This window comes from Rhodospirillales bacterium (genome assembly GCA_016699855.1).
Classification (GTDB): domain Bacteria; phylum Pseudomonadota; class Alphaproteobacteria; order Reyranellales; family Reyranellaceae.
In genome coordinates this window covers 2,281,733-2,303,907 of the sequence record CP064988.1, presented here as the reverse complement: position 1 = coordinate 2,303,907, position 22,175 = coordinate 2,281,733, and the positions used below count along the sequence as shown (strand labels likewise).

20 protein-coding genes and 1 pseudogene are annotated in these 22,175 nt (G+C 71.9%); 18 read left to right on the top strand and 3 right to left on the bottom strand.

Annotation, left to right across the window (positions count from 1 at the left end):
• Window positions 1–80 precede the first annotated feature (80 nt).
• From IPK81_10790 to IPK81_10775, 4 genes are all read left to right on the top strand, one after another.
• On the top strand, window positions 81–1,070 hold the full coding sequence (locus tag IPK81_10790) for a glycosyltransferase (GenBank protein QQS14595.1): 990 nt from the start codon (window positions 81–83) through the stop codon (window positions 1,068–1,070).
• Window positions 1,067–2,104 carry a glycosyltransferase gene (locus IPK81_10785; GenBank protein ID QQS14594.1) on the top strand — a complete coding sequence of 346 codons (1,038 nt, stop codon included), beginning with the start codon at window positions 1,067–1,069 and terminating at the stop codon, window positions 2,102–2,104. The genes IPK81_10790 and IPK81_10785 overlap by 4 nt, the downstream gene beginning before the upstream one ends.
• 90 nt (window positions 2,105–2,194) lie before the next feature.
• Window positions 2,195–3,637: a sel1 repeat family protein gene (locus tag IPK81_10780; protein ID QQS14593.1), complete on the top strand. Its 1,443-nt coding sequence runs from the start codon at window positions 2,195–2,197 to the stop codon at window positions 3,635–3,637.
• A 77-nt stretch (window positions 3,638–3,714) separates the two neighbouring features.
• Window positions 3,715–4,416, top strand: a complete 702-nt coding sequence (locus tag IPK81_10775; protein QQS14592.1) for a fumarylacetoacetate hydrolase family protein — start codon at window positions 3,715–3,717, stop codon at window positions 4,414–4,416.
• Window positions 4,417–4,488: 72 nt separating this feature from the next.
• Here the strand turns inward: IPK81_10775 and IPK81_10770 are convergent, their stop codons facing one another.
• Window positions 4,489–5,487, bottom strand: a complete 999-nt coding sequence (locus IPK81_10770) for a neutral zinc metallopeptidase (GenBank protein ID QQS14591.1) — start codon at window positions 5,485–5,487, stop codon at window positions 4,489–4,491.
• Window positions 5,488–5,605: 118 nt separating this feature from the next.
• On the opposite strand from IPK81_10770, the pseudogene IPK81_10765 reads away from it, so the two are divergent.
• Window positions 5,606–6,447 (top strand): annotated as a pseudogene (locus IPK81_10765) (LOG family protein).
• 22 nt (window positions 6,448–6,469) lie between these two features.
• Here the strand turns inward: IPK81_10765 and IPK81_10760 are convergent.
• Window positions 6,470–6,976 (bottom strand): DinB family protein, encoded by a 507-nt coding sequence (locus IPK81_10760; GenBank protein ID QQS14590.1) that lies wholly within the window; start codon window positions 6,974–6,976, stop codon window positions 6,470–6,472.
• Window positions 6,977–7,269: 293 nt separating this feature from the next.
• Here IPK81_10760 and IPK81_10755 point away from each other — a divergent pair, with 293 nt between their 5' ends.
• Window positions 7,270–8,172 carry a LysR family transcriptional regulator gene (locus IPK81_10755; protein QQS14589.1) on the top strand — a complete coding sequence of 301 codons (903 nt, stop codon included), beginning with the start codon at window positions 7,270–7,272 and terminating at the stop codon, window positions 8,170–8,172.
• A gap of 15 nt (window positions 8,173–8,187) precedes the next feature.
• Here the strand turns inward: IPK81_10755 and IPK81_10750 are convergent, their stop codons facing one another.
• Complete coding sequence (locus IPK81_10750) at window positions 8,188–9,510, bottom strand: MFS transporter (GenBank protein ID QQS14588.1); 1,323 nt, start codon at window positions 9,508–9,510, stop codon at window positions 8,188–8,190.
• Window positions 9,511–9,634: 124 nt separating this feature from the next.
• On the opposite strand from IPK81_10750, the gene IPK81_10745 reads away from it, so the two are divergent.
• The 12 genes from IPK81_10745 (at window position 9,635) to IPK81_10690 (ending at window position 22,068) form a co-directional block, all read left to right on the top strand.
• Window positions 9,635–10,513: a DUF2272 domain-containing protein gene (locus IPK81_10745; GenBank protein QQS14587.1), complete on the top strand. Its 879-nt coding sequence runs from the start codon at window positions 9,635–9,637 to the stop codon at window positions 10,511–10,513.
• Between the two features lie 11 nt (window positions 10,514–10,524).
• On the top strand, window positions 10,525–11,328 hold the full coding sequence (locus tag IPK81_10740) for an enoyl-CoA hydratase/isomerase family protein (protein ID QQS14586.1): 804 nt from the start codon (window positions 10,525–10,527) through the stop codon (window positions 11,326–11,328).
• Between the two features lie 36 nt (window positions 11,329–11,364).
• The gene (locus IPK81_10735) at window positions 11,365–12,459 is read left to right on the top strand and encodes a malate/lactate/ureidoglycolate dehydrogenase (GenBank protein QQS14585.1); all 1,095 of its coding nucleotides are present in this window, start codon (window positions 11,365–11,367) and stop codon (window positions 12,457–12,459) included.
• A 45-nt stretch (window positions 12,460–12,504) separates the two neighbouring features.
• Entirely contained in the window at window positions 12,505–13,662 is a 1,158-nt protein-coding gene (locus tag IPK81_10730; protein QQS14584.1) for a glycosyltransferase family 4 protein, read from the top strand.
• A 17-nt stretch (window positions 13,663–13,679) separates the two neighbouring features.
• Window positions 13,680–14,267: a histidine phosphatase family protein gene (locus IPK81_10725; protein QQS15054.1), complete on the top strand. Its 588-nt coding sequence runs from the start codon at window positions 13,680–13,682 to the stop codon at window positions 14,265–14,267.
• A complete protein-coding gene (locus tag IPK81_10720) occupies window positions 14,264–15,427 on the top strand; it encodes a glycosyl transferase (protein QQS14583.1) in 1,164 nt (387 codons plus the stop codon). Before IPK81_10725 ends, IPK81_10720 begins: the two co-directional genes overlap by 4 nt.
• Window positions 15,424–16,200 (top strand): polysaccharide deacetylase family protein, encoded by a 777-nt coding sequence (locus IPK81_10715; protein QQS14582.1) that lies wholly within the window; start codon window positions 15,424–15,426, stop codon window positions 16,198–16,200. Before IPK81_10720 ends, IPK81_10715 begins: the two co-directional genes overlap by 4 nt.
• Window positions 16,201–16,261: 61 nt before the next feature.
• Complete coding sequence (locus IPK81_10710; GenBank protein QQS14581.1) at window positions 16,262–16,774, top strand: hypothetical protein; 513 nt, start codon at window positions 16,262–16,264, stop codon at window positions 16,772–16,774.
• Entirely contained in the window at window positions 16,771–18,768 is a 1,998-nt protein-coding gene (locus IPK81_10705) for an ABC transporter ATP-binding protein (protein ID QQS14580.1), read from the top strand. The genes IPK81_10710 and IPK81_10705 overlap by 4 nt, the downstream gene beginning before the upstream one ends.
• Window positions 18,765–20,798, top strand: a complete 2,034-nt coding sequence (locus IPK81_10700; GenBank protein QQS14579.1) for an ABC transporter substrate-binding protein — start codon at window positions 18,765–18,767, stop codon at window positions 20,796–20,798. The genes IPK81_10705 and IPK81_10700 overlap by 4 nt, the downstream gene beginning before the upstream one ends.
• Window positions 20,795–21,070 (top strand): hypothetical protein, encoded by a 276-nt coding sequence (locus tag IPK81_10695; protein ID QQS14578.1) that lies wholly within the window; start codon window positions 20,795–20,797, stop codon window positions 21,068–21,070. The genes IPK81_10700 and IPK81_10695 overlap by 4 nt, the downstream gene beginning before the upstream one ends.
• The gene (locus IPK81_10690) at window positions 21,070–22,068 is read left to right on the top strand and encodes an ABC transporter permease (protein ID QQS14577.1); all 999 of its coding nucleotides are present in this window, start codon (window positions 21,070–21,072) and stop codon (window positions 22,066–22,068) included. Before IPK81_10695 ends, IPK81_10690 begins: the two co-directional genes overlap by 1 nt.
• Window positions 22,069–22,175 lie beyond the last annotated feature (107 nt).

The window sequence follows — 22,175 nt, the reverse complement described above, 5'->3', positions numbered from 1 at the left end:
TCCGCCGCGGCGCAACGATGGCGGCGGAGCCGCCCACGCGATTGTTTTCGCGGCCGTTTCTTGACATATGGAACCGGCAAATGGGCTTCAGCCACACATTCGTCGTTCCGTCGCACAACCAGGCCGACTACGTCGGCCTGACGGTCGAGTCGTTGCTCGCCCAGGACATGGCCGGATCCGAGATCGTCGTGTCCGAGGATTTCAGCGTCGACCATTCGATGGACGTGCTGCGCCGCTTCGGCGACCGCATCCGGATCGTCCAGCCGCCCGAGCACCGCGGCATGGCGTTCAACTGGAACTGGGGCGTCTCGCACGCGCGCACCGAGTGGGTGTCGATCATGGGCGCCGACGATCTGGCGCTGCCGCGGTTCACGCGCGTGATCGCCGCCGGCGTGGCTGCCCATCCCGGCGCCGTCGTGGTCAGCGGCGACGTCGACCAGATCGACGCGGACGGCCGCGTGCTGCTGTCGGCCGGGACGGTGACCGCCAAGCGCGTCGTCAGCCCGCCTGAGACGTTGTACCGGCTGGTGCCGGCCAACATGGTGCAGGTCGCCGCGCACGCCTTCCGGCGCGACGCGTGGGAGAAGGCAGGCGGCTTCGAGACCCGGCTGCGGCTCTATGGCGACTGGGGCCTGTGGTTGAAGCTGTCGGCGCTCGGCGATTTCGCCCACGTGCGCCAGATCATCGCGCAGTACCGCGTGGCGTACCGGCCGGGCATCGCCAAGGGAAGGCTGCCGCAGAGCCTGCGCGACGACGTCGACGTGCAGATGACGCTGATCCCCGAGATCGCCGCGACGATGTCCGGGATCGACGCCGCGCGGCTGCGCGCCGGCGGCCGCCAGCGCTTCCGCGCCGTGCTGCGCGAGACCGCCGGCATGCTGGAACCGGACGAGCGCGCCTTCGCGGTCGAGATCCTGCGCGACTGGGCCGGCCAGGTCGGCGAGCGCCGCCTGCTCGAGCGCTTCGCCGACGGCGGCGCGGTGCCGACCGGCTGGCGCGGCAGCCGCGCCCGCGGCGCGCTGCGCGAGGCCTACCGGCGCGTCCGCTCGGTCGTGCGGCCCCGGCCATGACGCCGCCTCCACCGCGACCGGACTGGCGGCCCGGCGATTTCTCGATCGATCCGGCGCGGGACGAATCGCCGATCCTGCATTCCTTCGTGGTGCCGTCCTACAACCACGTCCGCTACGTCGGCGAGACCATCGAGTCGCTGCTGGCGCAGAAGGCGCGCATCTCCGAGATCGTCGTCTGCGACGACGGCAGCGACGACGGGTCGCGCGAGCTGATCGCGCGCTACGCCGGACGCGTGCGCGTCGTCGACCCGCCGCGCCGCATGGGCATGATGGGCAATTACAATTTCGCGGTCTCACAGGCGCGCGGCACATGGGTGTCGCTCATGGGCTCCGACGACCGGGCGCTGCCGGGCTTCTCGACCGAGATCGCGACGGCGATCGCGCACCATTCCGAGGCGGTGCTGGTCAGCGGCGATTTCCGCCACATCGACGGCGAGGGCCGCGTCATCCGCGAGGAACGCGTGCTGTCGGTCAAACCCTACGCCGCGCCGCCCGAGAACCTGCACGTCCAGATCTCGGCCGCGAAAGTGCACCCCGCCGCGCACGCCTTCCGCAAGGCGGCCTGGGCGCATGTCGGCGGCTTCGACGAGAGCCTGCATCTCTATGGCGACTGGGCGCTGTGGCTTCGCTTGGCGGCGCTGGGACCGTTCGTGCACCGCCCCGCCTTCCTGGCCGACTACCGCGTCGAGTACCGGCCGGAGATCGGCCTGAGGCGCCTGCCGCAGGTGCTGGAGGACGACGTCGCCATCGCCCTGCGCGTGATCCCCGAGGTGGCCGCGCGCGTGCCCGGCGCCGACGCCGCGCGCATCGCCGCCGCGCAGCGCGCGCGGCTGCGGTCGCGGCTGGCGGAGTGTTCGCGCATGCTGTCGCCGGGCGAGCGCGGCGGTGCCGTCGAGACGCTGCGGCCTTGGGCCGAGTCGTTGGGGGAGGACGCCATGCTGGCGGACTTCGCGGGCGGCGGCTCCGTGTCCGGCGGCCTGCGCGACACCGCGCTGTGGCGCTTCGCGCGCGACGTCTACAAGCGGCTGCGCTGACGCCGCGCGGGGCCGCCGCGGCCCCGTATTGCGTTTTCCGCGCCGGCCGGCAATCGTCGTCGCCGCTCGACGTCCGGCCGGGAGGTTTCCATGCGCGTCCTTGCAACCGTCTGCGTCGTGGGGCTCGCGCTGGGCGCGTTGGCGGCGGGTGCGGCCGCCGCCCGGACGCCGCCCGGCTTCGATGTGTTCGACTGCGTCATGCGCGTGTCGCGCGCCGGGCCGATGCTGGAAACATGCTACGCCGCCGCCCGCGGCGACGCCGCCGGCGCCCACAAGTTCGGCCGGGCCCTGATGCAGGGTGATGGCATGACGCGCGATCTGCCGATGGCGGTCGCGCTGCTGCGCCGGGCCGCCGAGGCGGGGCTGCCGGCCGCCGCGCTCGACCTGGCGCGCGCCCATCAGCGCGGCCTGGGCGTGCCGCGCGACGTCGAGGAGGCCGCGAGATGGTTCCGGCGCGCCGCGACCGACGATTATCCACGCGGCAAGTTCGAGCTCGCGGTGTTCCTCGACGGAACGAGGATCGCCGACGGCGAGGTCGTTGATCTCATGCGCCAGGCCTACCGCGCCGCGCGCGCGAAGGTCGCGGGCGAGGATGTCGACGCGCTCTACGTCGTCGGCGCGATCCGGACCAACGACGAGTATGCCCCGCCGTACCAGTTCAATCCCGAGGACGGCATGAAACTGCTGCGCCGCGCGGCGCAGCGCGGCGATGTCGAAGCGGCGTCGCGGCTGGGTGTGGCGCTGGTGGAGGCCCGGCGCAGCGACGCGCGCGCGACCGAGGATCCGCTGCCGTGGTTCCGCCAGGCCGCCGCCCGCGGCGAGCCGGTCGCGTGTCTGATGCTCGCGCGGATGTCCGGCGCCGGCGGCGCGCGCGCGTCGGCCGACAGCGCCCGCGCGCGTCTGCTCTACCACTGCGCCGCCGAACAGGGGATCGCGGTGGCGATGCACGAGCTGGCCGACCACTACCTGAGCGGCGACGGCAGCGACGGCGCGCTGACCGATGTCGCCGCGGCGCGGCAGTGGTACTTCCGGGCGTTCGAAGCCGGCTACGAGCACGCCGCGGGGCCGGCCGGCGCCATGGCGGCGGCGGGACGCGGGGGCCCGCGGGACGAGGCCGCCGCCGTGGCCGTGCTGCAGCGGATGATCGAGCTGAAGATCTTCGACGCCGCCGATCTGCGCAACCTCGCCGCGGCCCTGGCGGAGCATCCCGAGACGGGGCGCGGCGCCCTGGAGGTCGCGCGGGCCGCGGTCGAGGAGGCGGGCAAGAGGCGCGACGCCTATCTCTGGGTGCCCGCGCTGGCGTGGATCCACTTCCGCCTCGGCGACGGCGCCAAGGCCGAGGCGATGCTGCGGGCCGGGCTGGCGCGGTTCGGCGGCGCGGACAACATGGACCTCCGCAGGACCCTGGGCGATGTGCTCCACGGTCTGGGGCGCGTCGCCGAGGCCCGTGCCGAGTGGCAGCGCGCGCTGCGCGGGATCGAGGGCACGCTCGGCGGCCTGCCGCTCCAGCGCCGCCTCGACCTGACGAAGTGACCGGCGGCGGCGCGACCTTGCTCCGCACCCGCCGTCCGCGCTAAGCCTGCGCGCGCCTTTTGCATCCGGAGCCCCGCATGGCCTATGTGATCCCGCCGCCGCCCACTGTCGGCGTGCCCGTCGTCGGCACGTCCGACCTGTTCCCGGTCCGCCGCATCTACTGCGTCGGCCGCAACTACGCCGCCCACGCGCGCGAAATGGGTGGCGATCCCGACCGCGAGCCGCCGTTCTTCTTCGCCAAGCCGACCGACGCCATCGTCGTGGCGCCCGATCCGGCCAATCCCGTCAAGCTGCCGTATCCGCTGGCGACCAAGAACCTGCACCACGAGATGGAGCTGGTCGTCGCCATCGGCAAAGGCGGCGTCAACGTGCCGGTCGACAAGGCGCTGGAGCATGCCTGGGGCTACGCCGCCGGCCTCGACATGACACGCCGCGATCTGCAGAACGCGGCCCGCGACAAGGGCCGGCCGTGGGACATGGGCAAGGGCTTCGACCAGGGCGCGCCGATCGGCCGGATCCACCGCGCCAGCGAGATCGGCCACCCCGACGCCGGCGCCATCCAGCTCGACGTCAACGGCAAGACGCGCCAGAAGGCCAACCTCAACGAGCTGATCTGGAACGTCGCCGAGACGATCTCCTACCTCTCCGGCCTCGTCATCCTCGGCGCCGGCGACCTGATCTACACGGGCACGCCGGAGGGCGTCGCGGCGGTGGTGGCCGGCGACACGCTGATCGGCTCCGTCGAGAAATGCGGTTCGGTGGCGATCAGCTACGTCTGATCACCGCGTCTTGAATCAAGAAGGGCCCGGCGTCGGCCGGGCCCTTGCTCATCAACGACGGGACGCCGCGCGCTACAGTTCCTTGGCGCTGAACGTGTCGCACTGGCCCAGGTCGCCGCTCTGCAGGCCGCGCATCAGCCAGCGCTGGCGCTGCGCCGAGCTTCCGTGGGTGAAGCTCTCGGGCTGCACGTAGCCGCGGGCCTGGCGCTGCAGGCGGTCGTCGCCGATCGCGGCGGCCGCGCCCATGCCCTCCTCGACGTCGCCGGGCTCCAGGATCTTGCGCTTGCGGTTGGCGTGGAACGCCCAGACGCCGGCGATGCAGTCGGCCTGCAGCTCGACCCGCACCTGCAGCGCGTTGGCCTGCGCCTTGCTCATGCGCGCCTTGGCCGCCTGCGCCTTGTCGAGGATGCCCATCATGTTCTGGATGTGGTGGCCGATCTCGTGCGCGATGACGTAGGCCTGCGCGAAATCGCCGGGCGCGCGGAAGCGCGTGCGCAGCTCGTCGTAGAACGACAGGTCGATGTACACGCGCTTGTCGCCGGGGCAGTAGAACGGCCCCACGGCCGCGTCGGCCATGCCGCAGGCCGAGCGCACCGAGCCGCTGAACAGCACCAGCGTCGGCGGCTCGTAGCGGCGGTTCATGCGGGCGGGGAAATACTCGTTCCACGTCTCCTCGGTGCTGCCGAGCACGCGGCGCACGAACACCGTCATCTCGTCGTTGCGCCCCTGCGGGCGGGCCTGGCCCTGGGGCTGGCCCTGCTGGCGCATCTGCGGCGGCGCGGGCTGCTCGCGGTAGGACGGGGTCGGCGCGCCGCCGCCGCCGAAGCCACCGCCGCCGCCCAGCAGCGCCAGCGGATTGACGCCGAAGAACAAAGCGCCGACCACCAACACGATCATGCCGATACCGCCGATGCCGCCGCCGGGGATCGGCAGACCGCCGCCGCCGCCGAAGCCGCCGCCGCCCATGCCGCCGCCGCCGCCGAACGGCCCGCCGCCGCCGAATCCACCGCCGCCACCGCCATCGCGCTGGTCGTCGACGTGTTCGCTTTCGGGTGTGTCGTCGAGTTGCATGCGAGCCTCCGGTCCGGAGCGGAGTATAGCCGGACTCGTGCCCCGGGAGTCAGGTGGTGCGCGGCGTTTCCGCGTACAATGGCCGCCATCGACTCCCCTCAGACGGAATGCGGAAACCATGGTGGACAACGAGGCGCAGAAGGCATCCCGGAGCTTCATCCTGCCGGTCGACGACGGCGCGTTCCTGCGCCGCGACGAGTTGCGCGGGGTGCGCTTCGCGCTGGAGTACGAGAAGGCCGAGCTGGCGCTGCGCGACTGGCGCATCCGCTCGACGGTGATCGTGTTCGGCAGCGCCCGCATGCCGTCTCCCGAGGCGGTGGCGGCGGCGCGCCACGCGGCGCGCACGGACGACGAGCGCGCCGCCGTGACGCGGCTGGAGGCGGCGGGCGCGCACTACGAGGCGGCGCGGGCCTTCGCCGGGATCGTGTCGCGCGAGGGCGGCGCGCTGGCGCCGCGCGACGGCGAGCATTTCAACGTCGTCGCGACCGGCGGCGGTCCGGGCGTGATGGAGGTTGCCAACCGCGCGCCAGCGAGGCCGGCGCGCCGTCGATTGGGTTCAACATCGTCCTGCCGATGGAACAGGAGCCGAACGCCTACTCGACGCCGGCGCTGACCTTCCAGTTCCACTACTTCGCGATGCGCAAGATGCACCTCGCCATGCGCGCCCGCGCGCTGGCGGTGTTCCCCGGCGGGTTCGGGACCTTCGACGAGCTGTTCGAGATCCTGACGCTGCAGCAGACCGGCAAAGGGCCGCGCGCGCCGGTCGTGCTGGTCGGCGCCGAGTTCTGGCGTCGCGCCGTGGATTTCAAATGGCTGGTCGACACCGGCATGGTCGCGGGCGGCGACCTGGCGCTGTTCGAGATCGTCGACACGCCGGAGGAGGCGTGGGCCTCGCTGGTGCGGCGCGGCGTGCTCGATCCCGACGGGCTGTCGTGGCCGCGCCGCGAACCGGCGCCCTGACGCCGCCCTGGGGGATCGGACCTCAGGGATCCGGCTTGATGACGCGGTGCAGGTCGAGGACCGGCGCGTCGCGGCCGAGACCGAGCATCGACAGCAAGGTGTGCGCCTGGCCGCGGTGGTGGGTCTGGTGGTTGAAGAAGTGCGGCACGATCAGCGATGGCGGATCGACGAAGACGCGGCCCTCGTTGTTGACGTAGCGGAACGGCCGGTCGTGGAATCCCGGCGGCGGCGCGTCGAAGAAAGTCTCGATGCGCGCGTCCAGCGCCACGCGTTCGCAGCGCAGCGCGTCGAAATCCTCGTGCAGGACGGCGTCGAGGCCGGTCGACGGATGGGCGCCGCCCTCGAACCGCGCCAGCCAGATGCGGTCGCCCAGAAGCAGGTGGTTCAACGTGCCGTGCAGGCTGCCGAAGAAGGCGCCGAGGTCGCGCTTGCGCGCGGCATCGTCGAGGCCCGCCGCCGCCTCGTAGAGGCGGACGTTGGCCAGCGTGTTGTAGCGCGCGTACTGGCGCCAGACGGCGTCGTCGGACATCGCGATCCAGACTGGCGCGGCCCGCGGGGCCGCGCCAGCGCCTCTAGCGGCGGATCTCGGAGCGATCTGGCGCGACGGCGCGGTAGAGCCGGGCGAACAGGCCGGACATGGCCTGCGCGCGGTGGCGGCGCGCATCGTTGTACAGGCGGGAGATGTCGGTGGCGGCGTTCATGGCGGATGATCCTCGCTGACAGCGACGCGACGCCGCTTCATGGCAGCAATCTAATTAGTGATTGTCATTCACATAAGGTGGATTAAAATACACTCCATCATGAATTTGGTTCACGAATGACATGGACCGGACCGGCGATCTCTCAGCTTTCGTGAAGGTGGTCGAAGCCAATGGCTTCTCCGCCGCCGCGCCGCAGCTCGGCCTGACGCCGTCTGCCGTCAGCAAACTGGTGACGCGGCTGGAGGAACGGCTCGGCGTGCGGCTGTTCAACCGCACCACCCGCAAGCTGGCGCTGACGGAGGAGGGCGAGGCGTTCTACCGCGACGCCGCGCGCATCCTCGGCGACATCGAATCGGCCGAGGCGGCGATCGGCCGGCGGGGCCAGGCCGCGCGCGGCCTGCTCAAGGTGACGACGTCGCTGGCGTTCGGCATGCACCAGGTGCTGCCGCTGGTGCCGGAATTCCTCGAGACCCATCCCGGCATCGAGCTCGACCTGTCCTTCACCGACCGCATGGTCGACCTCGTGCAGGAGGGCTTCGACGTCGCGCTGCGGGTCGGACGCCTCGCGGACTCCAGCTTCGTGGCGCGCAAGATCGGCGAGGACCGGCGCGTGGTCGCGGCGGCGCCGGCGTACCTCGCCAAGCGCGGCGAGCCGGCGCATCCCGACGAGCTGGTGCGCCACGACTGCCTCGGTTTCCGCGACCGGCCGCATCTCAACCGGTGGCCTTTCGTCGTCGACGGCGTGACGCGCGAGTACGCGGTCCACGGCAAGGTGCGGGCCGACGACGGCGACATGCTCTACGAGCTCGCCGTGGCCGGCGTCGGGCTGGTGCGCCTCACCCATTTCACCGTGGCGCGGGCGATCGGCGACGGCCGCCTCAAGCAGGTGCTGGCGCCGTTCACGCCGCACGACGCGGTGCCGATCCACGCGGTCTATCCGCACCGCCGGCTGCTGTCGCCGAAGGTGTCGGTGTTCGTCGAGTTCCTGTCGCGGCGCTTCGATCCGCCGCCGTGGGAGATGTGAGCGCCGCGCGCCGCGTCAGTCCGCGGCCGCGCCGGAATCGAGGCGTTCGCGCAACGCGCGCTGCTGGTCGCGGCCCAGCGGGAACCGCCACAGCGACAGCGCCGCCAGCACGTGCAGGACGGCCGGCAGCGCCACGAACAGCAGCAGCAGGCCGTCGAGCGCCGCCTTGTCGTTGGCGGTGCCGGTCTTGTAGCCGACCCACGCCAGCAGCGGATAGGCGACGCCGACCGCCAGCGCCAGACCGATCTTCTCGGTCATCGCCAGAAGGCCGAAATAGACGCCGGCCTGCATCCGGCCGGTGCGCAGCTGGTCGGCGTCGGTGATGTCGGCCATCATCGCCTTCATCAGGAAGCGGTGCGAGGCGTAGGGCACGCCGAACGACGCGATGACCGCCAGCGCGACGACGAAGTCGCCCGGCCGCGCGAGGAAAAACACCGGCAGCAGGACGACCGAGTACAACTGCGCCCAGATCAGCGCCACGTGCTTCTCGGCCCGGCGGCTGATCCAGATCCACAGCGGGATCGCCGCGCAGCCGACGGCGAAATACGCCAGCATCAGAACGCCCGACCGGTCGCCGAGCGCGAAGGCGTCGCGCGCCACGAACACGATCAGCGAGCCCGACACGCCGCTGGACAGTCCCACCAGCAGGTCGGCGACCAGCAGGCGTCGCAACGGGCGGCTCTCGACCAGCGCCCGCGCCATGTCGCGCCAGCCGACATGGCCGCGCTCGACCACCCGCGGCTCGGGCACCCAGCGCAGCGCCGCGCAGAAGGTCAGCGGCAGCAAGATGACGATGAACCAGCCGACGCCGCGCATCTTGTCGCGCAACGCCGCGTGGCCGAGCATCTCGTAGGCCGCCGGAATCACCAGCACCGCGATCAATCCCACCATCAGCGCCGCCTGGTAGGCGCCCTGCACGCGCGTGCGCGCGTCGTAGTCGGTCGCCAGCTCGGCGCTCCACGCCATGATCGAGATCGTGGCGAAGGTCCAGCCGACGTACATGACGACGAGCCAGAACAGCAGATAGCCGGCGCCGACCGCGCCCGCGGGCGCGAAGATCATCCAGACGCTGACCGCGAGGATCGGCAGCGACGCGGCGATCCACGGTTTGCGGCGGCCCACGCGCGTGCCGAGGCGGTCGGCGGCGAAGCCGAACACCGGATCGATGGCGACGTCGAACAGGCGGGTGACCATGAACACCGAGCCGACGGCCGCGAGTCCCAGCCCCATCTCGTCGGCGTAGAACGGCGGCAGGTAGACCACGATCGGCAGGCCGAGGCCGGCGATCGGCAGGGCCTGCGACACGAACGCCAGAAGCCCCGCGCGCGACAACCGCATCCCGACCCGTCCTCCCCCCGCGCGCCGGGTGGATCCGGGCGGCGCGCGGCATGATGCGACGGCCGCCGCACCGCCGCAACGCGCGGCGCCATGCTAGGTTCGGCCGCGATCATCGGAGGGCGCGATGCCTTTGAGGGATGTGCGCGCGCTTGCGCGGCGCGCGTGCGGCGCGGCGTTCGTCGGCGCGACGCTCGCCGCGTGCGCGGCGGTGGCGCCGCCGCGGGAGGATGGCGGCGACGCGCGCGACCGCTACCAGCCGGGCGCGCGCGCGGCGCTGCTGGCGTGGCTCGACGCGGAGTGGAAGCGCTTCGGCGACGGCCGACGCGGCCATGTCGTCGATCTGCGCCGCGTCGGGCCGCCCGATCCGCCGCGCTGGACCGCCGAGACGCCGGAGCGGCGGCATTGCGGGCGCATCCGCGCCGTCTACTGGGCGCCGCTGCCGGGCGGCGTCGCGCATTCCGAGCTGACGCCGCCGGAACGCCGCGACCCGTCGGCGCCGCCGGTCTGCGACAACGCCTGGTCGGCGGTGTTCGTCTCGGCGGCGTTGCGCGAGGCCGGCGTGGCGTCGCGCGACTTCCGCGGCGACGCGCTGCATTCCGCCTATCTGCGCGACATCCTCCGCCGCGGCCGCGCCCACGAGGCGGCGCCGGCGCGGGTCGGCCGGCCGCTGTTCGAGGCGCACCCCGTCGAACAACGCGCGCCCGAGCCGGGCGATCTGATCTGCGCCAGCCGGCGGCGCGAGAGCGACGCCGTCCTGCGGGCGGTGTTCCTGCCGGCCGGCCCGCGCGCGCGGCAGGCGTGGGACGCCGCCGTCGAGACGGTCGATCTCGGGCATTGCGACATCGTCGTCGCGGTCGACCGGCGGAAGCGCACGCTGTCGGCGGTGGGCGGCAACGTGCAGGACACGGTGTCGCGCTCGCTCGTGCCGATCGACGACGAGGGCCGCGTGTTGCGCACGATCGAGCGGCCGTGGTTCATGGTCGTCGCCAACCGCCTGCCTTGAGGGAGATCGCGATGCTTGAGGATGCCGCAGGAAAGCCCGTGTTGTGGTCGATGGACGCGCGCGGCGTGGCGACGGTCACGCTCAACCGCCCGCGCGTCAACAACGCCTACAACGGCGAGATGATCCAGGGCCTGCTCGACGCGATGGACGACCTCGGCGCGCGGCCCGGCCTGCGCGTCGTCGTGCTGCGCGGCAACGGCCGCCACTTCCAGGCCGGCGCGGATCTGGCGTGGATCAAGGGCGTTTCGCGCGGCACCGACGAGGAGAACCTCCGCGTGTCGCGGGCGACGGCCGAGGCGATCCGCCGGCTCGACGCCGCGCCGGTGCCGACCATCGCGCTGGTGCAGGGCGGCTGCTTCGGCGGCGGCACGGGCATCGTCGCTTCCTGCGACGTGGTGATCGCGGCCGACGACGCGGTGTTCGCCATCACCGAGACGCGCTGGGGCCTGATGGCGGGGATCATCCTGCCGCAGCTCAACGCCGCCATCGGCGTGCGCCAGGTCCGCCGCTACGCGCTGACCTGCGAGCGGTTCGGCGCCGAGGAGGCGCGGCGCATCGGCCTGGCGCACGAGGTCTGCCCGCTGGCGGAGCTCGACGCCACCGCGGCGAGGTTCATCGACATGTTCCTGATGAACGACGGCGCGGGCAACGCGCAGACCAAGGCGGTGGCGCGCGCCTACGCCGGCCTCGACGTCGGCGAGGTCGCCTACGACGGCCTGGTGCGCCAGCACGCCGCCAAGCGGCGCTCGCCCGAGGCCGCCGAGGGGCTGGACAGCTTCATCGACAAGCGCAAGCCGCGCTGGTATCCGGGCTGAAACACGGAGCGGCGGGCCGCGCGGAGGGAACCTGGAATGGCGAAAGTGGGCGAAGTGCTGGTGAACGCGGACCGGCTGACGCGGTTCGCGGCGGCGATCTGCGAGAAGGACGGCAGCTCGGCCGAGGAGGCGCGCATCGTCGCCGAGAACCTCGTGCTGGCCAACCTCTACGGCCACGACAGCCACGGCGTCGGCATGCTGCCGCGCTACGTCGAGAACGCCCGCTCCGGCAACTGCGTGCGCAACTGGCACGCCAGGATCGTGCTCGACAACGGCGCGCTCATCACGGTCGACGGCGGCAAGGGCTACGGCCAGGTCGTGGCGCGCGAGGCGATGGATTTCGGCGTCGAGCGCGCCCGCGCGCACGGCGTCTGCGTCGTGGCCTTGAAGAACTGCCACCACATCGGCCGCATCGGCGCCTGGGGCGAGCGCTGCGCCGATGCCGGCATGGTGTCGATGCACTACGTCAACGTGCACGGACACAAATCGCTGGTGGCGGCGTTCGGCGCCGCCGAGCCGCGGTTCTCGACCAACCCCTATTGCTGCGTCGTGCCGGGCGAGAACGGCGAGCACGTCGTGCTCGACTTCGCCACCAGCCAGGTGGCGATGGGCAAGGTGCGGGTCGCCTACAACAAGCGCAGCGAGATGGAGCCGGGCCTGCTGATCGACCACGAGGGCAATGCGACGAGCGATCCCGGCGTGATGTGGGGCAACGGCCCGTTCGGCGCCATCCTGCCGTTCGGCGCGCACAAGGGCGGCGGACTCGCGGTCATGTGCGACATCCTTTCCGGCGCTTTGACCGGCGGTCTCACGCACTCGCCCAAGACGATCGTGGCCAACTCGACCGACATCGTGAACAACATGCTGTCGGTGATCATCGACCCCTCGAAGCTGGGCGGGGGCGGCATCTGGCGCGAGGACACGCGCGACTTCCTCGCCTGGGTGAAGTCCGCCAAGCCGCAGCCCGGCGTCGACGAGGTTCTCACGCCCGGCGAGCCGGAGCGCGCGCGGCGCAAGGAGAAGCTCGCCAAGGGCGTGCCGGTGGACGAGACGACTTGGGGCCAGCTCGTCGATATCGCCAAGGTCGTCGGCCTGACCGACGCCGAGATCAAGGCGCTGTCGGGCGTGTGAGCGGCCCGCGGCGCGTCGCCGCGTTCCCCGCCCGCCCACGTGTCCATGCGCTTCGCCTTCCACACGCCGCTGAAGCCGCTCGACCACCCCGTGCCGTCGGGCGACAGGGCGATGGCGCGGGCGCTGGCGGCGCTGCTGGAGCGTCTTGGCCACCGCGTCGACCCGCTCGACCGCCACGCCGACCACCGGCCGGGCGTCGGCGCGCCGGACGCGCTGCCGGCGCTGCGCGACGCCGGGCGCCATCGCGCCGAGGACCTCGTCACGCGCTGGCACGCGTTGGCGCCCGACGATCCGGCGCGGCCGACGGCGTGGTTCACCTACCACCTCTGGTACAAGCGGCCGGACTGGATCGGACCGGCCGTCGCCCGCGCGCTCGCGATCCCGTACATCGTCGCCGAGGCGTCCTACGCGCCCAAGCGCGCCGGTGGACCGTGGGATCTCGGCCATCGCGCCGTGGCAGACGCGGTGCGCGCCGCCGACCTGGTGCTGACATTGAACCCCGACGACGCGCCGTGCCTGCTGCCGTTGCTGGCGTCGCCTGATCGCATGGTGTCGTTGCCGCCGTTTCTCGACGCCGCGCCGTTTCGCGCCGCCGCGGCCGGTCGCGAGCGCCATCGCGCGGCGTTGCGCGCGGCCTTTGGCTGGCCCGCCGGCGTGCCCGTCCTGATCGCGGTCGCGATGATGCGGCCGCCCGACAAGCTCCAATCCTACCGCGTGCTGGCCGAGGCGCTGTCGGCGCTCGGCGACCGCGACTGGCGGCTGCTGGTCGTCGGAGACGGCGAGGCGCGCGCCGAGGTCGAGCGCGCCTTCGCCGCGATGTCCGGCCGCGTCGCGTTCGCGGGCGTGCGGACCGCAGAGTCCCTGCCGGCGCTCTACGCCGCCGCCGACATCCATGTCTGGCCGGCGGTCAACGAGGCCTACGGCATCGGTTTCCTCGAGGCGCAGGCGGCGGGTCTTCCCGTCGTGGCGGGGCATACACGTGGCGTTCCCGCCGTGGTCGGCGCGGGCGAGTCGGGGATTCTGGCGCCGCTCGGCGACGCACCGGCGTTCGCGCGCGCGGTGGCCGCGCTGCTCGACGATCCGGCGGCGCGCGCCCGCCTCGCGGCCGGCGCGGCGGCGCGGATCGCGCGGCTGCACGATCTCGACGCCGCCGGGCGCGCGCTCGCGGCGGCGTTGGCGGCGCTTCCGGCGGCGTCGCCGTGACCGCGCGCGTCGCCTTCCTGCGCCATGGACCCACGGCGTGGAACGCCGCCAAGCGGCTCCAAGGGACGAGCGACATCCCGCTGTCGGCCGCAGGCCACGCGCGCGTCGCGGGCTGGTCGTTGCCGCGCGCGGTGTTGGATTGGCGATGGAGCGTCAGCCCGTTGTCGAGGGCGCGCGAGACGGCGGCGCTGCTCGGCGCGCCGCCGTCTCGCGAGATCGAACCGGCCTTGATCGAGCTGAGCTTCGGCGGCTGGGAAGGCCGCACGCTCGACGCGCTTCGCGCCGACGCCGCCGATGCGATGCGGCGCAACGAAGGTCGCGGCCTCGACATGACGCCGCCCGGCGGCGAAAGTCCGCGCCAGGCGATGGCGCGCCTGCGGCCGTGGCTGGCGCGGACCGCCGCCGACGGCCGCGACACCATCGCCGTCTCGCACAAGGGGTTGATCCGCGTGGTGCTGGCCATGGCGACGGGATGGGACATGACCGGGCGGCAGCCCGCGCGGCTGGACTGGTCCCGCGTCCATCTGTTCCGCGTCGGCGCCGGCGGCGCGCCGGAGATCGACCGGCTCAACCTCCCGCTCGACGGCGCGGCGTGGCCGCCGTGACCGCGCGTATCCTCTTCCACTGCCAGCATCTGCTGGGCATCGGCCATCTGCGCCGTGCCGCCACGCTGGTCCGCCATTTCGCGGCGGCGGGGTACGACACCGTCCTCACATCGGGCGGCATGCCGGTGCCGGGCCTCGATTTCGGCGGCGCGCGCATGGTGCAGCTTCCGCCGGTGCGCGCCACCGACAAGCGCTTCAAGGTGCTGGTCGACGAACGCGACGTCCTCGTCGACGACGCCTTCAAGGCGCGCCGCGTCGGCCTGCTGCTCGACACGCTGCGGGCGCACCGGCCGGACATGGTCGTCACCGAGCTGTTTCCGTTCGGCCGCCGGCAGCTCCGCTTCGAACTCGTGCCGCTTGTCGAGGCGGCGCGCGCGCTGCCGTCGCGGCCGGTGATGGTGTCGTCGGTCCGCGACATCCTCGTGCGCTCGCCCAAGCCGGAGCGCGTCGACGAGATGATCGATCTGTTCGACCGCCACTTCGACTGGACGATGGTGCATGGCGATCCGGCGTTCATCCCGTTCGCGCGCACCTTCCCGCGCTGGCGCGAGATCGAGGACCGCACGTTCCACACCGGCTACGTGATCGACGGCCTGCCCGCGGCCGGCGCGTCCGCCGAGCCCGGACGCGGCGAGGTGCTGGTGTCGGCCGGCGGCGGCGCGGTCGGCGCGCCGCTGATGCGCGCGGCGCTCGGCGCGCGGACCTCGACGCGCCTGCGCGACCGTCCCTGGCGCTTCCTGTGCGGCCCGGCGATGCCGGAAGGCGACTTCGCCGCTCTCAAGGCGCTCGCGGCCGGCGTCCCCGGCGTGGTCGTCGAGCGCGCGCGCGCCGACTTCACGACCATGCTGCGCAACTGCGCCCTGTCGATCTCGCAGGGCGGCTACAACACCATGATCGAGACGCTGTCGGTGGCCGACCGCGCCGTCATCGCGCCCTACGCCGGCGGTCTGGAGACCGAGCAGGAGCTGCGCGCCGAGCTGCTGGCGGAACGCGGCGTGTTCCAGGTCGCGGCGGAGGCGACGCTGTCGCCGGAGACGCTGGCGGCCGCCATCGAGCGTGCGATGGACGGCCCGTCGATCCGCACATTTCCCAAGATCGACGCCGACGGCGTGCGCAAGACGCTGGCGCTGGTCGACGGCTGGCTGGGGGCGCGGCGATGACGTCGTGGGCGGCGCTCGACGCGGAGCTGGCGCGGTGGCGCGACGACGGCCGGGTGGCGACGGTGTGGTGGCGCGACGACGACGCCAAGGCGGCGACGCCGGCGCTCGAGAACCTGCTGGCGGTGGCGGCGCGGCACGATGTCGGCGTGGCGATCGCGGCGATTCCGGCGTCGCTCGACCCGTCCCTGGCCGCGCGGCTGGCATCGGCTGGTCGGGATGTGGTCGTCCTGCAGCACGGCTACGCGCACCAGAACCACGCGCCGGCGGGCGAGAAAAAGATCGAACTGGGTCCGCACCGGCCGGCGATGCCTGTCATCGGCGAGCTGGGAACGGGGATGCTGGCGTTGTCGCAGGCGTTCGGGGACCGCTTCCTGCCGGTCCTCGTGCCACCGTGGAACCGTATCGCGCCGACGATGGTGCCCGTGCTGCCGGAGATCGGCTTCCGGGCCCTGTCGGCGTCGGGCGTGCGCAAGCGCGCCGAGCCGGTCCGCGGCTTCCGGCAAGTCAACACCCACGTGGATCCGGTGGATTGGCGCGGTACGCGCGGCTTCGCCGGCGAGGCGCGCGCGCTCGCGGCATTGACCGGCCATCTCGCGGCGCGCCGGGCGGCCGGGACCGGCTCGCCCGCCGTCGCGCTGGAGGCGACGGGCGTTCTGACGCATCATCGCGGCCATGGTCCCGACGTCTGGGGCTTTCTCGACGAACTATGGAATCGATTGCACGCTCATGCCGGCGCCCGCATAGTGTCCCCGAGGGAGATATTCGGTCCGTGACCCGTCCATCGTCCAGATACCCGGCAGGCCGCGCGGCAGCGCGGGGCGTCGGCGCGCCGGCATGATCGGCCCCGTGCGATACGACCGGTCGGCGATCTACGCCGACTACGCGCGCGCCGCGGTCGGGGTGGTCGTGTGCCTGGTCCCCGCCCTCTTCGTCACGCGCAACACGGTGACGCTGTGCCTCGCGGCGCTCGGCGTCCTGTTCCTGACGTTCGCCGCGCGCACCTTCATCCGGCAAACCACCGAGATCACGGCTGACAACGACGGAATCACCGCCGCGGGGACGCTCGGCGGCAGCGTCCCGTGGCGGACGCTGAAGGTCCTGAAGCTCGCCTACTACGCCACGCGCAAGGACCGGAAGGGCGGGTGGATGCACCTGACCCTGGCGGGCGAAGGCCGCGCTCTACGGATGGATTCGACGCTCGAGCGCTTCGACGACATCGCGCGGCTCGCCGCCAGGGCCGCCGTCGCGAACGGTCTGGAACTGAGCCCGGCGACCCGCGCCAATTTCGCGGCGCTGGACATCGCGCTGCCGTCCCCTTCCACCGTGAACGCGGAGGCGCCGGCATGAGCGAGTTGCTGCGCGTCGAGAACCTCAAGATCCGGTTCAAGGTGCACGACGGCACCCTCGACGCCGTCGACGGCGTGAATTTCACCGTGCGTCCCGGCGCCACGGTGGCTCTGGTCGGCGAGTCCGGCTCCGGCAAGTCGGTTTGCAGCCAGGCCATCATGGGGCTCCTGCCGAGGGCGGCGACCATCGCCGGCGGCTCGATCCTGTTCACCGATCCGCGCTGGCCCGACGCGCCGCCTGTCGACATCGCGAAGCTCGACCGCAGCGGTCCGGAGATGCGCAGCATCCGCGGCGGGCGCATCTCGATCATCTTCCAGGAGCCGATGACGTCGCTATCGGCGCTGCACACGGTCGGCGACCAGATCGGCGAGGCGGTGGCTCTTCACGGTGGTCGCCTGTCCAACATGCATTCGATCGGCCGCCAGATCGAGGAGGCGGCGGAGGCGTCCAACGGCCGCCTCGACAAGAAGGCGGCCTGGGAGATGACCGAGGCGATGCTGCGCATGGTCGGCTTCCCCGACCCTAAGCGCGCGCTGCGGACCTATCCGTTCGAGCTGTCGGGCGGCCTGCGCCAGCGCGCCATGATCGCGATGTCGCTGGTGTGCCGCCCGGCGCTGTTGATCGCCGACGAGCCGACCACGGCGCTCGACGTGACCATCCAGGCGCAGATCATCAAACTGATGAAGGATCTCCAGAAGGAGCTGGGGATGGCGATGCTGATGATCACGCACGATCTCGGCGTGGTCGCCAACGTCGCCGACGAGGTCGTGGTCATGTACCGCGGCAAGGTGGTCGAGAGCGGCGGCATCGACGACATCTTCCGCCGCGCCGAGCATCCCTACCTCAAGGCGCTGCTGCACGCCGTCCCGCGCTTCGGCATGGCGGAGGACGAGCGGCTGGTGCCGATCCGCGAGATCAAGGCGGCGACCGGCCATCTGCTGGCCGAGAAGAAGGCGGTCGAGCCCGCCGCCGGGTTCGACCCCGCGGCGCCGATCCTCGACGTGCGTCACCTGCACAAGACCTACACCATCCGCAAGGCGGACAATTTCGTCGAGTCGCTGTTCGGCGGCGGCACCACGCGCACCGTGCGGGCGGTCGCCGACGTCAGCTTCGACGTCAAGCGCGGCGAGTGCCTGGGCCTGGTCGGCGAGAGCGGCTGTGGCAAGACGACGCTCAGCAAGATCCTGATGCGCGCCATCTCGGCAGACGCCGTGGCCGCCGGCGGCGGCGTCACGTTCGACGACTGGGGGCGCAAGATCGACGTGCTGGCGCTCGAGGGGCCGGAGCTGGTCGCGTTCCGCCGCAAGCTGCAGTTCATCTTCCAGGACCCGTTCAGCTCGCTCAACCCCCGCATGACCGTGTTCGACCTGATCGGCGAGCCGCTGATCATCCACAAGGTCGGCGACGACGCCCACCGGCGCGAGATGGTCGGCGAGCTGATGGAGCTGGTCGGGCTCGACCGCCGGCATCTCAACCGCTATCCGCACTCGTTCTCGGGCGGCCAGCGCCAGCGTCTGGGCATCGCGCGCGCGCTGGCGCTGCGGCCCGACATGGTGATCTGCGACGAGCCGGTGTCGGCGCTCGACGTCTCGATCCAGGCGCAGATCCTGAATCTGCTGAAGGACCTCCAGGAGAAACTCGGCCTGACCTACCTGTTCATCAGCCACAACCTCGCGGTGGTCGACTACATCGCCGACCGGATCGCGGTTATGTGCGCCGGACGGCTGGTCGAACTGGCGCCGGGGAGCGAGCTGTTCAGCGACCCCGTGCACCCCTACACGCAGGCGCTGCTGTCGGCGGTGCCGGAGCCCGATCCGTCGAAGAAGCTCGACCTGCACGCGCTGATGGAGGGCAAGGCGTCGATGCCCCAGGCCTGGCCGGCGCCGTTCACGGACACCGGGGTCGAGCCGCTGGAATGGCTCGACCTCGGCCGCGGGCATTTCGTGCGCGCGGCCGCCGGCCTGCTCGGCCGCACGGCGGAGAAGGCCGCATGACCGCCGCCATCGTCCGGACGACGTTCCGCGCGGCGCTCGCGGCGCTGGCGCTCGGCGCCGCGAGCGTCCAAGCGCAAAAGCCGGCGGCCGACGCGCCGGTGTGCGTGCCGGCCGCGCCGACCGGCGCGGTGCGGTCGCTGCGCGGCCCGGACGCGGCCGCGCCGGCGCCGGTCGAGTCGGCGTTCCTCGCGGAGCGCGTCAAGGAGGGTCAGCTGCCGCCCGTCGACAAGCGCCTGCCCGCGACGCCCTACGTCGTGACGGAGTTCGCGGGACCCGACGGCCCCGGCGCGCCGGGAGGCGAGATCAACCTGCTGATGGCCACCGCGCGCGACGTCCGCATGATGGTCGTCTACGGCAACGCCAGGCTGGTGGCGTTCGACCACAAGTTCGACCTGGCCGCCGACATCCTGGAGTCTGTCGAGATCGCCGACGGCCGCGTCTTCACGCTCCGGCTGCGCAAGGGCCACCGCTGGTCCGACGGCGCCCCGTTCACCAGCGAGGATTTCCGCTACTACTGGGAGGACGTCGCCAACAACCGCGAGCTCTCGCCGGTCGGACCGCCGATCGAGATGATGGTCGACGGCAAGCCGCCGAAGGTCGAGATCGTCGACGAGACGACCGTGCGCTACACGTGGACCGCGCCCAATCCGGGCTTCCTCCAGGCGATGGCGCGGCCCGCGCCGCTGTTCATCTTCCGGCCGGCGCACTATCTGCGGCAGTTCCACAAACGCTACGCCGACCCGGCCGATCTCGCCGCGAAGATCAAGGAGCGGCGCCAGCGCAACTGGGCGTCCCTGCACAACCGCACGGACGACATGTACCGCAACGAGAACCCGGACCTGCCGACGCTGCAGCCGTGGGCGCTGGTCACGCGGCCGCCGTCGCAGCGGCTGATCTTCGAGCGCAACCCGTACTACCACCGGATCGACGCCAAGGGCGTCCAGCTCCCGTACCTCGACCGGGTGGTGATGAACATCGCCAGCGCCTCGGTGCTGCCGCTCAAGGCCGGGTCGGGCGAGAGCGACCTTCAGGCGCGCTATCTGCGGTTCGACAACTACACCTTCCTGCGCCGCGGCGCGAAGCAGTTCGGGTTCGACGTGCGGCTGTGGGACACCGCCACCGGCAACCACCTCGCGATCTATCCCAACCTCACGGTCAAGGATCCAGTCTACCGCGCGCTGTTCCGCGAGCCCAACTTCCGGCGCGCGCTGTCGATGGCGATCGACCGCGAGGAGATCAACGAGATCATGTATATCGGCCTCGCCGCGCCGTCGCAGAACACCGTGCGCCCGCAGTCGCCGCTGTTCCGCGAGGAGTACGCGTCGAAGTGGACCAAGTTCGACGTCAAGGAGGCCAACCGCCTGCTCGACAAGGTCGAGCTTCCGCTCGGGGACGGCAAAAAGGGAAATCTGCGCGGGCGGGACGCCTATGGCGTGCGGCTGCTGCCGGACGGAAGGCCGCTGCACATTCTTCTGGAGTCGGCGGGCGAGGGCAACGAGGAGGCCGATCTGCTGCAACTCGTCGCCGACGGCTGGAAGAAGATCGGGGTCAAGCTGCATGTCCGCGCCCGCGACCGCCAGGACCTGCGCACGCGGCTGTACGCCGGCGAGACGCAGATGACGATCTGGACCGGGTTCGAGAACGGTCTGGCGCGCGCCAGTTCGAGCCCGGCGGAGTTCGCCTGCCTGACGCAGACCACGTTGTGGTGCTCGGCCTGGGGCCAGTTCCGCGAGACGCGCGGCAAGTCGGGCGAGGCGATCGACCTGGCGACCGTGCGGCGCATGAACGAGCTCGCGGCGCGGTGGGAATGCGTCGACGACCGCGCCGAGCAGGAGCGGATCTGGCACGAACTGCTGAAGCTGCACGCCGACTTCGTCTACACGATCGGCGTCGTTTCGTCGGTGCCGCAGCCGGTCGTCGTCAACGCGCGGCTGCGCAACCTGCCGCAGAAGGGCATCCACAACTGGGATCCCGGCGCGTTCTTCGGCGTGTACCGGCCGGAGACGTTCTGGCTCGGAGCGGGCAAGTGACCGCGTCGGGCCGGTCGCCGCGCGGCTTCGCCGTCCACCGCCTCGCCGATATCCCGGCGCGGCCGCGCCGCGACGACTGGAACTACCGGTTCGTGTGCGCCGTGCTGCTGCTGTACGGCTGCGTCGGGGCCGCGTTCTTCCTCGTGGAGTGGACGAGCGTCGACCCGGCCGCCTACCACGACGTCGAGCCGGCGCCGGTCGAGCGGCTGGATCCGGCGGCCCACCGGCCGCGCGGCGTCCGCCTGCCGCGGCCCGAGGGGGAGACGCGCTGATGCTGCGCTACGTCGCCAAGCGCGTGCTGATCATGATCCCGACGCTGGCGATCATCAGCGTCATCGTCTACTTCATCATCAACCTGCCGCCCGGCGACTGCGTCACGACGATCATCGACGAGCTGATGTCGCGCGGCGATCCCGACGCCGCGCGCAAGGCCGAGGAGCTGCGCCGGCTCTACGGCCTCGACCAGCCGATCTGGATCCAGTACCTGCGCTGGATCTCGGGCGTGTTCACCTGGGATTTCGGCCTGAGCTGCCAGGACCAGCTCCCGGTCTCGCAGCTCATCGGCGAGCGGCTGGCGCTGACCATCGTGATGGAGACCTGCACCATCATCTTCATCTGGGTCGTGTCGTTCGTGATCGGGGTCTACGCCGCGACCCACCAGTACCGCCCCGGCGACTACATCGCGTCGTTCATCGGCTTCATCGGCCTGGCGACGCCCAACTTCCTGCTGGCGCTGGTGCTGCTGTACGTCGGCAAGGTGTATTTCGGCGTCTCGGTCGGCGGCCTGATGGATCCTCAGTACGTCGACGCGCCGTGGAGCTGGGGCAAGTTCCGCTCGGTGATGGAGCACCTCGTGATCCCCGTGGTCGTGATCGGCACCGCCGGCACCGCCGGCATGATCCGCCGCCTGCGCGCCAACCTGCTCGACGAGCTGCAGAAGCAGTACGTCACCACCGGCCGGGCCAAGGGTCTGCCGCCGTTCAAGCTGCTGGTGAAGTATCCGCTGCGCCACGCGCTCAACCCCTTCGTCGCCGACATCGGCCACATCCTGCCGGAGGTGATCTCCGGCTCGGTGATCGTCTCCGTCGTGCTGTCGCTGCCGACCACCGGCCCGATGCTGCTGGCGGCCCTGAAGAGCCAGGACGTCAATCTCGCCGCCACATTCCTGCTGTTCGTGGCGGCGCTCACGGTGGTCGGCACGCTGATCTCCGATCTGCTGCTGGCGGCGCTCGATCCGCGCATCCGCTTCGGCACCACGGCCGAGAAGTGAGGCGCCGGTGAATCCCGTCCGCGATCCGCTCCGCGCGCCGCCCGAACCTCCCGCCGGCGCCGCCGCGCCGCCGCGGCCGGAGCACTACGTCAGCGCCGAGCCCTGGG